At 69.5% G+C, this 13,738-nt stretch carries 11 protein-coding genes and 1 pseudogene; 5 read left to right on the top strand and 7 right to left on the bottom strand.

Features of this window, described 5'->3' with window-relative positions; genetic code table 11:
* Positions 1-357: 357 nt before the first annotated feature.
* Positions 358-1,584 carry a cytochrome P450 family protein gene (locus ACY0PA_RS36580; protein WP_473081688.1) on the bottom strand — a complete coding sequence of 409 codons (1,227 nt, stop codon included), beginning with the start codon at positions 1,582-1,584 and terminating at the stop codon, positions 358-360.
* 105 nt (positions 1,585-1,689) lie between these two features.
* On the opposite strand from ACY0PA_RS36580, the gene ACY0PA_RS36575 reads away from it, so the two are divergent.
* Entirely contained in the window at positions 1,690-2,922 is a 1,233-nt protein-coding gene (locus ACY0PA_RS36575; protein WP_473081687.1) for an FAD-dependent oxidoreductase, read from the top strand.
* A 224-nt stretch (positions 2,923-3,146) separates the two neighbouring features.
* On the opposite strand, the gene ACY0PA_RS36570 is transcribed toward ACY0PA_RS36575, so the two are convergent.
* Entirely contained in the window at positions 3,147-3,809 is a 663-nt protein-coding gene (locus ACY0PA_RS36570) for a CAP domain-containing protein (RefSeq protein WP_473081686.1), read from the bottom strand.
* An 852-nt stretch (positions 3,810-4,661) separates the two neighbouring features.
* Between ACY0PA_RS36570 and ACY0PA_RS36565 the strand changes: the two are divergent.
* Positions 4,662-4,767: pseudogene (locus ACY0PA_RS36565) on the top strand (IS5 family transposase); the annotation flags it as partial.
* Positions 4,768-4,944: 177 nt separating this feature from the next.
* Positions 4,945-5,094: a DUF4291 family protein gene (locus ACY0PA_RS36560; RefSeq protein ID WP_473081685.1), complete on the top strand. Its 150-nt coding sequence runs from the start codon at positions 4,945-4,947 to the stop codon at positions 5,092-5,094.
* 192 nt (positions 5,095-5,286) lie between these two features.
* On the opposite strand, the gene ACY0PA_RS36555 is transcribed toward ACY0PA_RS36560, so the two are convergent.
* The 3 genes from ACY0PA_RS36555 to ACY0PA_RS36545 form a co-directional block, all read right to left on the bottom strand.
* On the bottom strand, positions 5,287-5,754 hold the full coding sequence (locus ACY0PA_RS36555) for a hypothetical protein (RefSeq protein WP_473081684.1): 468 nt from the start codon (positions 5,752-5,754) through the stop codon (positions 5,287-5,289).
* Complete coding sequence (locus tag ACY0PA_RS36550; protein ID WP_473081683.1) at positions 5,755-7,473, bottom strand: sialidase family protein; 1,719 nt, start codon at positions 7,471-7,473, stop codon at positions 5,755-5,757. It lies immediately after the preceding gene.
* 256 nt (positions 7,474-7,729) lie between these two features.
* Complete coding sequence (locus tag ACY0PA_RS36545; RefSeq protein ID WP_473086542.1) at positions 7,730-7,951, bottom strand: AAA family ATPase; 222 nt, start codon at positions 7,949-7,951, stop codon at positions 7,730-7,732.
* Between the two features lie 97 nt (positions 7,952-8,048).
* Here ACY0PA_RS36545 and ACY0PA_RS36540 point away from each other — a divergent pair, with 97 nt between their 5' ends.
* Entirely contained in the window at positions 8,049-8,330 is a 282-nt protein-coding gene (locus ACY0PA_RS36540; RefSeq protein WP_473081682.1) for a hypothetical protein, read from the top strand.
* Positions 8,331-8,634: 304 nt separating this feature from the next.
* The gene (locus ACY0PA_RS36535) at positions 8,635-11,358 is read left to right on the top strand and encodes a SpoIIE family protein phosphatase (protein WP_473081681.1); all 2,724 of its coding nucleotides are present in this window, start codon (positions 8,635-8,637) and stop codon (positions 11,356-11,358) included.
* Positions 11,359-11,636: 278 nt separating this feature from the next.
* Here ACY0PA_RS36535 and ACY0PA_RS36530 read toward each other — a convergent pair whose 3' ends face one another.
* Together ACY0PA_RS36530 and ACY0PA_RS36525 are read right to left on the bottom strand one after the other, a co-directional pair.
* On the bottom strand, positions 11,637-11,852 hold the full coding sequence (locus ACY0PA_RS36530) for a hypothetical protein (protein WP_473081680.1): 216 nt from the start codon (positions 11,850-11,852) through the stop codon (positions 11,637-11,639).
* Positions 11,853-12,057: 205 nt separating this feature from the next.
* Positions 12,058-13,380 carry an MFS transporter gene (locus tag ACY0PA_RS36525; protein ID WP_473081679.1) on the bottom strand — a complete coding sequence of 441 codons (1,323 nt, stop codon included), beginning with the start codon at positions 13,378-13,380 and terminating at the stop codon, positions 12,058-12,060.
* Positions 13,381-13,738: the final 358 nt, after the last annotated feature.

Raw genomic sequence — 13,738 nt, 5'->3', positions numbered from 1 at the left:
ACGGCCCGGACGGCCGCCCGCCCCGAAGGCGTCGCCTGCCCCGGCGGCCTCGGCTGCGGCGCTCGTTCTTTCGCTCTTCGCCGGACTCCTAGGGGCCCCTAAGTGAGGTGCATAGTCCCGCAGGGTTATTCACACGGCTGATGGAGGGCTTGCCGCCGAGTGCCGTGTGGCAGCGATGGCAGTCTGCGGTCGGCAGGGTGGCGTCCCGCCCGCCGCCGGCGCACCCGCATGTGCGCGGCGACCCGCGAGATGCCCGTCTCGGTGGCCACATAAGCGAATGGGCGGGTGCGGAACACACGTGTAACGAGCAGCCATCTGCCGTGATCGGTGGGAGACGAAGACCTCCGTGTGGTGCAGTCAGCTGGAGGGGTCTGAGGCGAACGTGACGGGCAGCTGTTCGGGGCCGCGCAGACCGCCCGAGCGCCATCGCAGTTCGCTGAGCGGCTCGGCCAGGCTCAGGTGAGGCAGGCGGCGCAGGGCGGTTCCGATGGCGATCTGGCCCTCTAGCCGGGCCAGTGGCGCCCCCAGGCAGTAGTGGATGCCGTGCCCGAAGGCGAGGTGCGCGTTGTCCTGCCGGGTGATGTCCAGGCGGTCGGCGTCCGGGAACTGCGCCGGGTCGCGGTCGGCGATGGCGGAGGCGACCAGCACGGTCGCGCCCCGCGGGACCGCCACTCCCGCGATGGCGACGTCCTCGCGCGCGAACCGGGCGATGCCGGGGTTCACCGGTCCGTCGTAGCGCAGGAACTCCTCGATGGCACCGGGCAGCAGTTCCGGATCGTCCCGCAGCATCTGCAGCTGGTCGGGGTGGGCGAGCAGCGCGGTGATACCGCTGCTGATCAGGTTGACCGTGGTGATGTATCCGGCCACCAGCAGCAGGAAAGCCATGGCGATCAGCTCGTCCTCGTCCAGCTGGTGTTCCTCGTCCCGGGTGGCGATCAGGGCGCTGAGCAGGTCGTCACCGGGCCGGGCTCGCTTGTCCTGGAGGAGTCCGGTCAGGTACGACCGCATCTGCCGCCACGCTCGGTCCATCCGGGCCGGGTCCGGCGGCTCGGCTCCTCGAAGGATCATGTCTTCGGTCCACCGGTGGAAGTCGTCCCGGTCGGCGACGGGCACTCCGAGCAGTTCGCTGATCACGGTGGCGGGAAGCGGCAACGCGAAGTCCTCGACGAGTTCGGCCTTGCCTGCGGGCACGATCGTGTCGAGCAACCCGTCGGTGATCTCCTGGACGCGTGGCCGCAGCTCGGCCACCCTGCGGGCGGTGAACGCCTTGGAGACCAGGCGGCGCAGGCGGGTGTGGTCGGGCGGGTCGGAGCGGAGCATGGTGCGCAGCATCGACTCGCGCTCCGTGGCGGGCAGCCGCTCGAGGAGCCGGGGGTCCGAGGCATCGCGGACGTCGCTGCTCAGCCGTGGGTCGGAGAGGGCTGCGAGACAGTCTTCATAGCGTGTGACCAGCCATGCCTCGAGGCCACCGGCGAGGACGGCGCGCCGTACCGGGCCGTCCTCGCGCAGCTGCCGGTAGAGCGGGAAGGGATCCGCCATGAAGGCCGGATCGGCATAAGGCAAAAGGACCGGCTGCTGGCTCATCAGGCCTCCAGGGGGCGTCACGCACCCACACGGCAAAGTTGTCAGTTTTGAGGGTATATGCCCTATTGACTCAGGCCGTGGATGTCACCGAAGGGAAGGGCTGCGATGGAGCGGACAACGTGCTGCGTGGTGGGCGGCGGCCCCGCGGGAATGGTCCTCGGCCTGCTACTGGCCCGCGCCGGGGTGGACGTCACGGTCCTGGAGAAACACGGGGACTTTCTGCGCGACTTCCGCGGCGACACAGTGCATCCCTCGACCCTGGCGCTCCTGGACGATCTCGGTCTGGCCGAGCGCTTCGCCCGTCTGCAGCAACGCCGGGTGACCACGGTCCAGCTGCCGCTCGGCACGGACGGTTCGCTGATCACCGTCTCGGACATCAGCGCGCTACCGGGCCCGTACAACTACGTGGCGATGGTGCCGCAATGGGACCTGCTGAACCTCCTCGCCGACGAGGCCCGAAAAGAGCCGTCCTTCTCCGTGCGGATGAACACCGAGGCGACGTCGTTCGTGCTGGAGCACGGACGGATCACCGGAGTGCGGTACCGCACGTCCGACGGCCGGACCGGCGAACTGAGGGCCACCCTCACGGTGGCCTGCGACGGTCGGGGCTCGCTGGCCCGCTCGCGGCCCGAACTTCGGCTGCGGCAGTTCACCTGCCCCATGGACGCCTGGTGGTTCCGGCTGCCACGGCGGGAAGGCGACCCGCACGGGCTTGTGGGAGGCGCCGGCGACCGGTTCCTCACCGCGATGATCGACCGTGGGGAGTACTGGCAGTGCGCCGCGCTGATTCCCAAGGGGACCGACGCCGAACGCCGCGCCGCAGGTCTCGAGCGGTTCATGGCCGACTTCTCGGCCGCCGTGCCCTGGAGCGCGGACCGGGCGCATGCGCTGCGGTCATGGGACGAGGTGAAGATGCTCGACGTACGGCTCGACCGTCTCCGGCGCTGGCACCGCCCGGGGCTGCTGTGCATCGGCGATGCGGCGCACGCGATGTCACCGGTCTTCGGCATCGGCATCAACCTCGCCGTCGAGGACGCAGTGGCCGCCGCGCGGTATCTCGTCGAACCGCTGAGCAGGGGTGCGGTCGGCCTGCGGGACGTACGCGGCGTCCAGCGGCGCCGGTGGCCGACCACGGCGGCGACGCAGGCACTGCAGCGGTTCGCTCACGCGAGGGTCATCGCGCCCGTACTCGCGGGACGCCCGCCTTTCGGCAATGCCAGGCGGGCGGAGCGGATGAGCGACCTACTCACCACCTCACCGTGGCTCAAGCGCGTGCCGGCGTACTTCATCGGCTACGGCGCCGTGCGCGAGCGTCCCCCCGCCGAGTCGGTGCGGTGAGCTGCGGCGCACGACGAGGCCTTAAGACGGCCGACTCCGCGCAGCACGTCACTAACGTCAACAACCCCAATTGCGCTGTTGGTTGCCGACCTTCAGACCTGCTGTGCGCCGATTGCGCTTACGCTGCCCGCGCGCCTCTCGAGCTGTTCGTTCGGCGGCGGCCACTGCGGCTGCGTCGGCACGCTCCGCCGAAGCGCTCTCCATGTCGAGACGCCGCAGCGTCCCTATCGGGCCGTGCCGAAGTCCTGAGTCCAGTAGCTGCCGGGCTGCGCGAGGCCGATGCCGATCTCCTTGAACGAGCAGTCGAGAATGTTGCGCTTGTGGCCCGGGCTGGACATCCAGGCCGCCATGACCTTGTCGGGCGTGGAGTAGCCGTAGGCGACGTTCTCGCCGTAGGAGCTCCAGGTGTAACCGGCACGCGTGATCCGGTCGCCGGGCGACGACCCGTCGGAGCCCGTGTGGGACATGTTCCGGTGGGATGCCATGTCCTTGCTGTGGTCCTGAGCGGCCTTGGTCAGCTTCGCGTTCATGGTCAGCGGGGAACATCCCGCCTTGCTGCGCTCGTTGTTGACGAGCGTCAGTACGCGGGCCGTGTCCCCGGATGCCGGTGCGGTCGTAGCAGGTGCACTGGGAGACGCGGTGGTCTGCGGTGCGCTGGGAGTCGCAGTGGAGCTCTTCGACGCTCCCGCAGCCGGCCCATGACCCCAGGACGAGCCCGTCCACCGATGGTGGGAGCTCACGTTCTTCCAGTGGTCGGAGGGGCGACCGCCCGCATCAGCCTGAGTGTCCATGCAGGCCATGGCGGCGGAGGGCACACCCACGGCTGCTACGGCGATGACAGCGATGGCTATCGGCCGGTGGTGCGACTTCCTGCGGTGCTTCCTCATGCGTGACCTCGCTCAGTGATCGCGGAGCGCCCCCAGGGTCCGGCTCTGCCCAGTTCCTGCACCTGGGGGCCGCGGAGACGCCTTGCGGCCGTCATTCTTAGAACTGCTGTCGGGGTGCGGCAACAGGCGGCAGTACTACCTCGGCCCGTAGCCACGGACAGCTCTTGAAACGGGCGCGCAGGCGTGCTGGTCCGGCTCCCGGAGTGGCGAAGAAGTCCGTTGGTCCGTCAGAAACCGTTGTTCGCCACCCGAACGGGCAAAAGCGTTGAGCGGATCGAACACCGCTCGATCTGGCTCGGGGGATTCCTGCATCAAGACGGATAAAACGCGCTATGCCGTCAGGCCCCGATCTACTATTCGACGACCTGAGAGCCAAAAGCTTGTGTGGCTTATGTCACGGGACGACGGGTGCTCCCCCTCCGACCCAACGCGACTGCCACCGGCGCGAACCTCGCGGCGTCCACGATGGCCGCGCCGCCCAGGTCGTTGCTGAAGTACACAACGCCCAGGTCGTTGTTGAAGTACACATATACGTCGTTCTTGTCGGGCCAGGTGTCGAAGATGCGACGGGGCCCAGGACTTCAACGCCCGGCGGCCGTAGCGCGGCGGCGGCTCTGCGACGCTGCCGTGAAACCGTACGCACCCCCATGACGCCGTACGCCACAGCGGCGTCACCAGCGGACCACAGATCTGCCCAGCACAGGGCGCCGCCTTGCCCGGAACTTCCGGTCCGCCTCCCACCACCAGGTCTGGCGGTGACGTGGAAACAGGCCCGGCAGCGGTCGAGCCAGGCCACCGGCATCATCGACGTCCCGCTCCACGGCCGCCGAGTCGGCCGTGCGCAGCGTGCGGGACGGCGGCGCGCTCCCAGGCCGCAGGCGCCATATCAGGGTGGACACGCTCGGCCTGCTCCTGGCCGTCCGGATCACTGCGGCGGGCGTCTCCGACATTGTCGGCGGCACGCACCTGATGTCTCACATCGCCACCACCAACCCCGGCGCGACCAAGGCATGGGCCCACTCGGGCTACCGCACCGAAGCCATCGACAACGGCGCCACTCTCGGCATCGACGTCGACCGGGCGCTGCCCAGGTAATTCGATGGCGCGCATCGAGCAGTGTCCGCACGCTGTCACCGTGCCAGCACTCAAGCACCAGATCCGCGCCCGCTACGACTCCACAGTCATCGTCTACCAGGCATACATGCCAGAGCCCGGCCTGTCCGCAGCCCGAGAGGGCCGCTTCCCTACGGCCTGGGAGCGAGATCGGATGACGTGGGTCATCTGATCGTTGGTCCAGGGCTACCGTCTCGCCGTCCTTTGGCAGGCCGGCCTGTCAGGCTCGCGGTGCACCTGTTCACCAGCGGTCTCCCAGTCCGAGGGGCCACCCTTCGGCCGGCGTCGCACGCGGTGCCACTCGCCGCGAAAGGTGGCCACTCGCGGTTCCACCGGCCGGGAAGAGGCCTCGGCCGGGCCGAGTTCAGGAGACCGCGGACGTCAGGTACGTCACGTAAACCCCTCCCTCGCAGCCGGGCATCTTCCGCAGCGTCCAGCGGCCCCGGACGGTCGCGGACGAGAAGTTCGACTCGGCGTCGTCCTTCTCCACCTCACCGTCCTTCGCGGTGAATCCGGCCTTGGGGAGCTGCTTGTGCAGAAAGGCCAGGGTGGCGTCGAAGCCGCTCCGTACGACCGTGGCGACGATCAGCCGGCCGCCGGTGCGGTGCTCCACCGAGGTCACGACTGCGCCCTCGGGCACCGGCAGATCCGCCGGGAAGTCCTTGGGAAGCGGCAGTGAGGCGGCGGTGGGGCAGCCGCCGGGCGCGGACGCGGCCGTGTATGGCGTCGCAGGCAAGGGCCCGGCGTTCCGGGGCATGGGCGAGCATCCAGTGACGGCCGCCAGACCGAGGGCGGCGCCGACCAGCACGGCAGCCGGGACGAACGGCTTCACCTAGCGGCCTCCCTTGGAGTTCTTGTGCTTGCCGGCGACCACGGCGTCGTACGCGCCGTACAGCGTGTTGCCGGAGGACTGGCGGGCGACGGAAGCCAGTGCGTCGTAGTTCTGAGCGCCGCCGGTGGCGCAGGTGCCGGTGCAGCCGTCGGCGTAGGCGGCGAGCACGCGGCCCTGGGCGTCGAGGGTGACGTCGATGAAGTCCAGGAGGTTGCGGTCCTGGCCGCAGGTGGTGCCGCCCGTGCAGATGGACCCCTTCTGTACCGGGTCGGTGGGGGTGGCGTCGACGGTGACCCAGGACTGGCCGCCGTCGTAAGTGGTGGCAACGTACAGGTGCCAGACGCCCTTGAAGTTGGCTGTGTCCTGGTAGTTGCCCCCGGTGGTGGTGCCCAGGAAGGTGAAGGCGGCGCGGTTGTCGTCGCCCGCGGTCACGGCGGGGAAGACGATGTTCTTGATGCCGAGGGACGCGCCCACGTTCTGGTCGTACAGCCACGTCCTGCCCTTGTCGTGGCTGGCGGCGATCCGCGCGGTGCCGTCGCTGTTCTGGTAGCCCATGTACACAGTCCCGCCGACGCCGATTCCGACGCTCGGGTCGGAGTCACCGGGGGTACTGGACGGGTTCTTGCGGACGGTCCACGTAAGCCCGTTGTCCTCGGAGACGGCCATGGCCTGGTTGCCGCCGCAGCCCTTGTTGGGCACGTACACCGTGCCGTCCGGGGCGACCTTCACATGCCCGTGCAGGCCGCCGCAGTCCAGCAGCGAGTACATCGGAACGGCGGGCCCGTACGTCAGACCGCCGTCCCGGCTGACCGCGCAGGAGGCGTCGGCGATGTCCTGGGAGCAGTAGTAGACGGCGTTGGGGTACGCCGTGACGGCGCCCGGCGCGCCCGTGGTGAAGGGGCCGCCACCGATGGTCTGGTGGTCCACACCGGAGTTGATGCCCGAGCCGCCTGTGGCCGTCCACGTCTCGCCGTCGTCGTCGGTGTAGCAGGTCAGAGCGGTCTTGCCGGCGAGCTGCGACTCGAAGGTGCGGTGGGTCGCCGGGTCGGTGAACAGGATCGGGTCGAGGCTGGTGGTGCTGCCCTGCGGACAGCCGTTGGCCGCGTTGGCGCTCTTGTCCTGCCAGGTGGCGGCGCCGGCGCCGTCGTAGGTGACCTTCAGCGTCGAGGTGTACGCCTGGAACATCGCGGCACCGGTTGCGCGGTCGACGCCGATCGAGGGTTCGCCGGCGTTGTGCGCGTCCTTGATGCTGTCGGGCGCCGAGGAGTTCGCGTACATCGGCGGGGTCGCCGTACTCGGCGGCGGATCGGCCGGATCGGCGACCAGGCTCGCGGTGCCGGTGAAGCTGTCGCCGAGCGGGGCGTACGGCACCACGCGCACGGTGTACGAGGCCGTCACCGCCGGAAGCAGCACGGTCTCCGGGTCGCTGGAAGAGGCGGAGGCGGCAACCTCGCGGCCGTCCGCGTCGAGGACGTACAGGTCGAAGTCGGCGGCGGAGTCGGGCCACTTGACATCGACGCGCAGGCTGTGACCGGCGTCGTAGCCCACGGGCACCGACACCTTCAGGGTGTAGTCGTCGCAGAGTTGCGCATTCCCGCAGCTCACCGTCCCGGCAGTGCCGGAGACGTTCGGGACGGCGAAGGGACCGGCGCTCCACGTGGTCGTGGGCGCAGTGTCGCTGACCGATCCGGAGGGCGGGGTGGCGGCGTCGGCCGACACACTCGGCAGGGTCCCGGCGATGAGTGCCAGCAACCCGACGGCGAGACGCCCCCGCGACCGCGAGTGGCGGTGAAGACGGAGTGTCGAGAGGAAAGCCACAGGTACCTCGTAGGTTCGCGAGTCGGACCAAGGGTGGTGGTGCGTAGCGGTACGGGTAGTGCCTTCATCTGCTCTACGAGGAGGCAGGCGGCGTCCGTCGCGAGAAACCGAACTCTTTTCGAAGCGGGCCGGACAGTGCACACGCGACCATGTCGCGTCAGACCTGCAGCCACGGCCAGTAGGCGGGAGCGCCCTGCTGCTCCGAACACTTGCCCCAGTACACCTGTACACCGTTGAGCCGGGCATGTTCGGACAGCCTCACGGAGAGCTGGGTCTTGCCGACCCCGCTGGGGCCGGAGACCAGCACGACCTGCGACGTACCCCCGACCGCGGTGGTGAGCGCCGACAGCATCGTGGCCGGCTCGTTGTCGCGGCCGATCAGATCCGCCTCCGGTGCGCCCCCTGGAGACGGCCGTGCGGCCGACCGGCCGGCTGCGGGCGGGTCGGGCCTTGGCGCGGCCGCCTATCGTAGAGGTATGGGCGAAGTCCTCATCGTGTACGAGCTCGACAAGGCACTGGCCGCGCGCGCCTCCCCGCGCGAACCGCGTGGTACCGACCGTGCCGTCCGTCGGGTGCACGCGGCGCCTGCCGCCCCGGGGACGCCCACCGCGGCGGGACCGCGAACCCTTTGCGGCAAGGACACCTTCGCCATGGAGACGCCCCGCTGGAAGCACTCCGAGCACCCTGAGGGGCCGTGGTATCCCGAGGAGTACTCATCCGCGGTGTGCCCCGACTGCGATGCCGTGATGGAGACCTGACCGGCGGGCCGACTGCTGCACGCTCATCTGGAACCAGCACCACCTGCTCCACAGGCTCTACGAGTTCGAAACGTTCTACTTCGAAACGTTACGTGACCTGGTCGGATGCGGTTATCGGCAAGGGCAGGGCGGTACGGCAGTGTGTGCCTTGCCTGCCTTCCACTGCCCCGCTGCCGTATCTCACTTCCTGGCATCGGTCTGTGACCGTGCGCATCCGATCACTCCAGGAATTGAAGGGCAAGCGCACAATTGACGTATGCGCGGATTCCGCATCCGCCCCAGTTCTTCCCCGGACGCTCGATTCATGGGCAGTGGCACCAGCAGCCGGCGGAAGGGGCCGCCTTCGGTGCTGAGTGTCCGTAGCGTCGTCGGCCAGATGTTCGTTCTGCAAGTGGCGGTCGTGCTCCTACTCGCCGTCGGAGCCGTCGTGATGCTCGCACTGACCGCCCAGCGCGAGAGCACCCACGCGGCCAGCAATCAATCACTCGCTGTCGCGCAGGGCTTTGCCAGCTCTCCGGGGCTCCTGGGGGCCCTGAAGTCTCCCGACCCGACCGCAGTGCTGAAGCCGCGGGTCAACGAGGCCGGGAAGGGCTCCGGCGTGGACTTCCTGGGCATTCTGAACCGGCACGGAATCTACTACGCCCTTTCCTCCCGTAATGGTCGCGCCGGCAGCCACACCGCTACCGACATGGCTCCTTTGTTGGCAGGCCGAACCGTACGGGAGGAAGGTGTTGGCTCTCTCGGCCCTCAGGTTCGGGTCTTCATCCCCGTCAAGGAACCGTCTGGGTCGGTGGTCGGCGCGGTCGGCGCCGGGATCACGCTCGAGCATGTCGGCGACAGGGTCGCAGAGCAGTTGCCGGCCGTGGTGGGCGCTGCGGCCGGCGCGGTGGCCGTCACCACGGGCGGAGCGGCGCTTCTCAGTCGACGGCTGCTGCGTCAGACCCGCGGCCTCGGCCCGGCCGAGATCACGCGCATGTACGAGCACAACGACGCGGTACTGCACTCGGTGCGGGAGGGCGTGCTGATCATCGGTGGCGACGGGCAGCTGCTGCTGGCCAACGACGAGGCACAGCGGCTGCTCGACCTGCCCGCGGACGCGGAGCGTCGCCATGTCACGGCCCTCGGCCTGGAGCCGCCCCTGGCCGAATTGCTGGTCTCCGGTCGAGGGGCAACCGATGAAGTCCATCTGGCGGGCGACCGTCTGCTGGCGGTGAATGTGCGGCCGACCGGCCCCTACGGAGGGATTGCCGGGAGCGCGGTAACACTGCGGGACACCACCGAGCTGCGGGCGCTTGCGGGCAGGGCGGAGGCGGCCCGGGAGCGTTTGAAACTGCTCTACGACGCGGGGGTGCGGATAGGCACCACACTGGATGTGGCGCGCACCGCCCAGGAGCTCGCCGAGGTGGCGGTCCCGCGCTTCGCTGACGTCGTCACCGTCGAGCTGCTGGAGCCGGTTCTGCGGGGCGACGAGCCCCCCGAGGGGAGCACCGCCATGCGGCGCGCAGCCGTCAGTGGCGTGCGGCAGAATTCGCCGTTCCACCCGGTGGGTGAACTCATCACACTCGCGCTCATCGATCCGACGGCGCCGGACGTGACGAGCGGCCAGGCGGTCCTCGAGGTCGACTTGCGCACGGCGGACCGTTGGCAGGCCCAGCATCCCGAGCCGGCCCGGCAGATCCTGGACTATGGCGTCCACTCGCTGATCAGCGTGCCGCTGCGGGCCCGCGGCGTGGTGCTTGGACTGGCCGACTTCTGGCGCGCCGAGACCCTCGAGGCCTTCGGGGAGGAGGATCGGTGCTTTGCCGAGGAGCTGGCCGCCCGGGCGGCGGTGGCCATCGACAACGCCCGCCGCTACACCCGCGAGCGCACCATGGCCGTCGCCCTGCAGCGCAGCCTGCTGCCGCGGAGGCTGCCGGAACTGAGCGCCCTGGAGGTCTCCCATCGCTATCTGCCCGCGCAGGCGGGAGTGGGCGGGGATTGGTTCGACGTCATCCCGCTGCCCGGCGCCCGGGTGGCCCTGGTCGTCGGCGACGTCGTCGGTCACGGAGTGCACGCGGTGGCCACCATGGGCCGCCTGCGCACCGCCGTGCACAACTTCTCCGCCCTGGACATGGCCCCTGATGAACTGCTGGCCCACCTGGATGAGCTGGTCGCCCGAACCGACGCCGACGAGGCCGCCGAGGAGGAGGGGCAGATCACCGGCGCCACCTGCCTGTACGCGATCTACGACCCGGTCTCGGGTATGTGCACCATCGCGCGCGCCGGCCACTTCGGTCCCGCGCTGGTCCAGCCCGATGGCACGGTCGCCTTCCCCGACACTCCCGTCTCACCACCCCTCGGCCTCGGTGGCGCTCTCCCGTTCGAAACCGCCGCACTGCGGCTGCCCGAGGGCAGCCGACTGGCCCTGTTCACCGACGGTCTACTCGAGGACGGCGACCGTGATCTCGACACCAGCCTGGACCTCCTGCGAGGCGCCCTGTCCCCTCACGACCGCACCCCGGAACAGACCTGCCAGGCAGTCATCGACGCCCTGCTGCCCGAACGCCCCCGCGACGACGTCGTCCTGCTCATCGCCCGCACTCGGCTGCTGAACCCCGACCACGTCGCTGACTGGGACATACCCTCCGATCCAGAGGCCGTCTCCCGCGTCCGCGCCGGTGTCACCCGTCAGCTGGAGACCTGGGGCCTGGACCAGCTGGCCTTCACCTCCGAACTGATCGTCAGCGAGCTGGTCACGAACGCCATCCGGTACGGCGCGCAGCCCATACGGCTGCGCCTGCTGTACGACAGCAGCAATCTGATCTGCGAGGTCGCCGACGACTCCAGCACCTCGCCGCATCTGCGCCGGGCGGCGGCCACCGACGAGGGCGGCCGGGGACTGTTCCTGATCGCCCAGTTCGCCGGGCGCTGGGGCACCCGGTACACCGCCCACGGCAAGATCATCTGGGCAGAACAAGCCCTGCCCGACGGAGCCGCAGAACCCGGCACCGACCTGGCCGACATCCTCCTTGGCCAATGGGACGAATGAGCAGGCAACTCGCGCGAGCGCCAGACAGCCGTCCTCACCGTCCTTGCGCCTGCCGAAAACCTCATCCGCGCAGGTCATGCGGCATGTTGGTACGCGTGGAGAATGCCGTCGAGCCGGTCACGTCTCCGTATGCCGAGGCAAACACTTGGGCCACCGTCAGGTAAGCCAGTCGCAGCAGCACGGCCGACCATCGTGTCGGGACAACCACCAGCTACGCGAGAGCACCCCCCTCGAACCGCCTCCCACCAGGGCGGATGAGGATTTCGGCGGGGGCAGGGTCAGGCTGACTCCTGTCGAAGGACGCGGCGAGCCGCCTCAGCCTCGGCTGCCGGCGGGGACACCTCGTCGAGCACATCAAGCTCGTCGTCCCCTTCCAACTCCCGTTCCCAGGCTGCTGCGAGCCGCTCCTGCTCCTCCCCGGACCTGGCCACGACGGTCTCTCTCTGCTCAGGCGTCAGAGCCGCCAGGAAGCGTGCGACTGAGTCGTTCGGCATGCTAAACACCCCTTCGCCGGGCATGGTGCTGGTCCGGGCTCAGCATGATCAATCCTTCTGGCGATCGCAGACCGACACAGCCGCAGCACACCCGGATGGCGCCATCTCGAGTGCCAAGCCTCGCCCGACTCGTGCACATCGACTCCGAGCCCTACCTTTCGGCGTTGGCCGCCGGCTCCACGGCGCGGTGCGCCGGGCCCGCGGGTCACACCTCCTGCCGCACCGGCTCCCCCACCGTCAGGTCGGAGTCCGCGCGCCGCGGTATGAGCAGCAGCGCCACGAAGGAGAGCACGCAGCAGCCCACCATGTAGACGCTGATGCCGACGCTCGACCCGGTGTCCTCCAGGATCGCCGCGGCGATCAGCGGTGCCGGTCCGCCCGCGATGACCGAGGCGAGCTGGTAGCCGAGGCCGGCGCCGCTGTAGCGGACCTGTGTGCCGAAGCCCTCCGCGATGAGCGCGGCCTGAGGACCGTACTGCACATCGTGGAAGACGAGAGACAGCACGATCGCCAACAGCACCAGCCCCGAGGACCCGGTGTTCAGCAGCGCGAAGTACGGGAACGCGAACGCGGCGACGCAGGCGATCCCGATCCCGTACACGAGGCGGCGCCCGATCCGGTCGGAGAGATGGCCGAAGAGCGGGATGGAGACGAGCCCGACGGCGGCCGCGACGAGCGTGTCGTCGAGCAGGTCGCTGCGGGCGAGGCCGAGGTGTTCGGTCCCGTAGGCGAGCACGAAGGTGATGAAGAGGTAGAACGGGGCCTGCTCGGAGAGGCGTACGAACGCCGCGGTGAGGACCTCACGCCACTGGTGGCGCAGCACCTCCCAGCCCGGCAGCCGGACCACGGCCCGCGCGTTCTTGACCGCGCTGAAGTCGGGGCTCTCCACGACCCGCAACCGTACGTACAGGCCGATCGCGATGAGGACGGCGCTGGCCAGGAAGGGGATCCGCCAGCCCCAGCTCTCGAAGTCGCCGCCGGTCGCCGAGGTCATCCAGCGGACCATGCCGGTCGAGGCGAGCAGCCCGAGCGGCACGCCCATCTGGGGCCAACTGGCCATCAGGCCACGGCGTTTCCTCGGACCCCACTCCATGGCGAGCAACACCGAGCCGCCCCACTCACCGCCGACGCCGATGCCCTGCACGACGCGCAGGACGACGAGCAGGATCGGCGCGGCGAGGCCGATCGAGTCGTACGTGGGCAGGCAGCCGATGAGAACGGTGCTCACGCCCATCAGCAGGAGGGTGATGACGAGAGTGGACTTGCGGCCGACCCGGTCGCCGAAGTGTCCGAAGATCGCGGCGCCGACGGGGCGGGCGGCGAAGCCGACGAACTGCGTGGCGAAGGAGGCGAGGACGCCTGTGTAGTCGGACTGGCCCGGGAAGAACAAGTGCGGGAAGACGAGTGCCGCGGCCGTCCCGTAGAGAAAGAAGTCGTACCACTCGATGGCGGTGCCCACCGTGCTGGCGACGACAGCGCGGTTGCGGTGGCTGCGCGTGGCAGCCGTCTGTCCGGTGCTCGTGCCCACGGCGAATCCCCTGTCTTCTGCGGTCGAGCCGACTTGTGCGGGGCGGGGGGAGGCTTCCGCGAGAGTGCTCTTCGATCAGGGGCATGTCAAGAAGCAGGCCCGTTACTTACGGCCCCTGCGCATCCGACGCCAGTCAGGCCTGGTCCGCCTGGGCCGCGGGCAGGTCGTGAGGGCCCGCGTAGAGACCGACACCGTGGTCGCGGCGGTGCTGACCACTGCGGAGTCGTCCGGTTCGCGGAGCAGGGCACGGTGCTGGACGACGGTCTCCTCGACAGCCTCAGCGGCTCGCGCGGCGAAATCCGAGCACCTTGAGTGTGCGTCACGGGCCATGCGGGCGCTCTGTGCGAGGTCTTGACGC

The sequence above is a fragment of the Streptomyces sp. DS1-CR2 genome, assembly GCF_055760475.1.
Note: the sequence above shows the minus strand (reverse complement) of the source record. Positions and strands in the feature narration are given on the sequence as shown.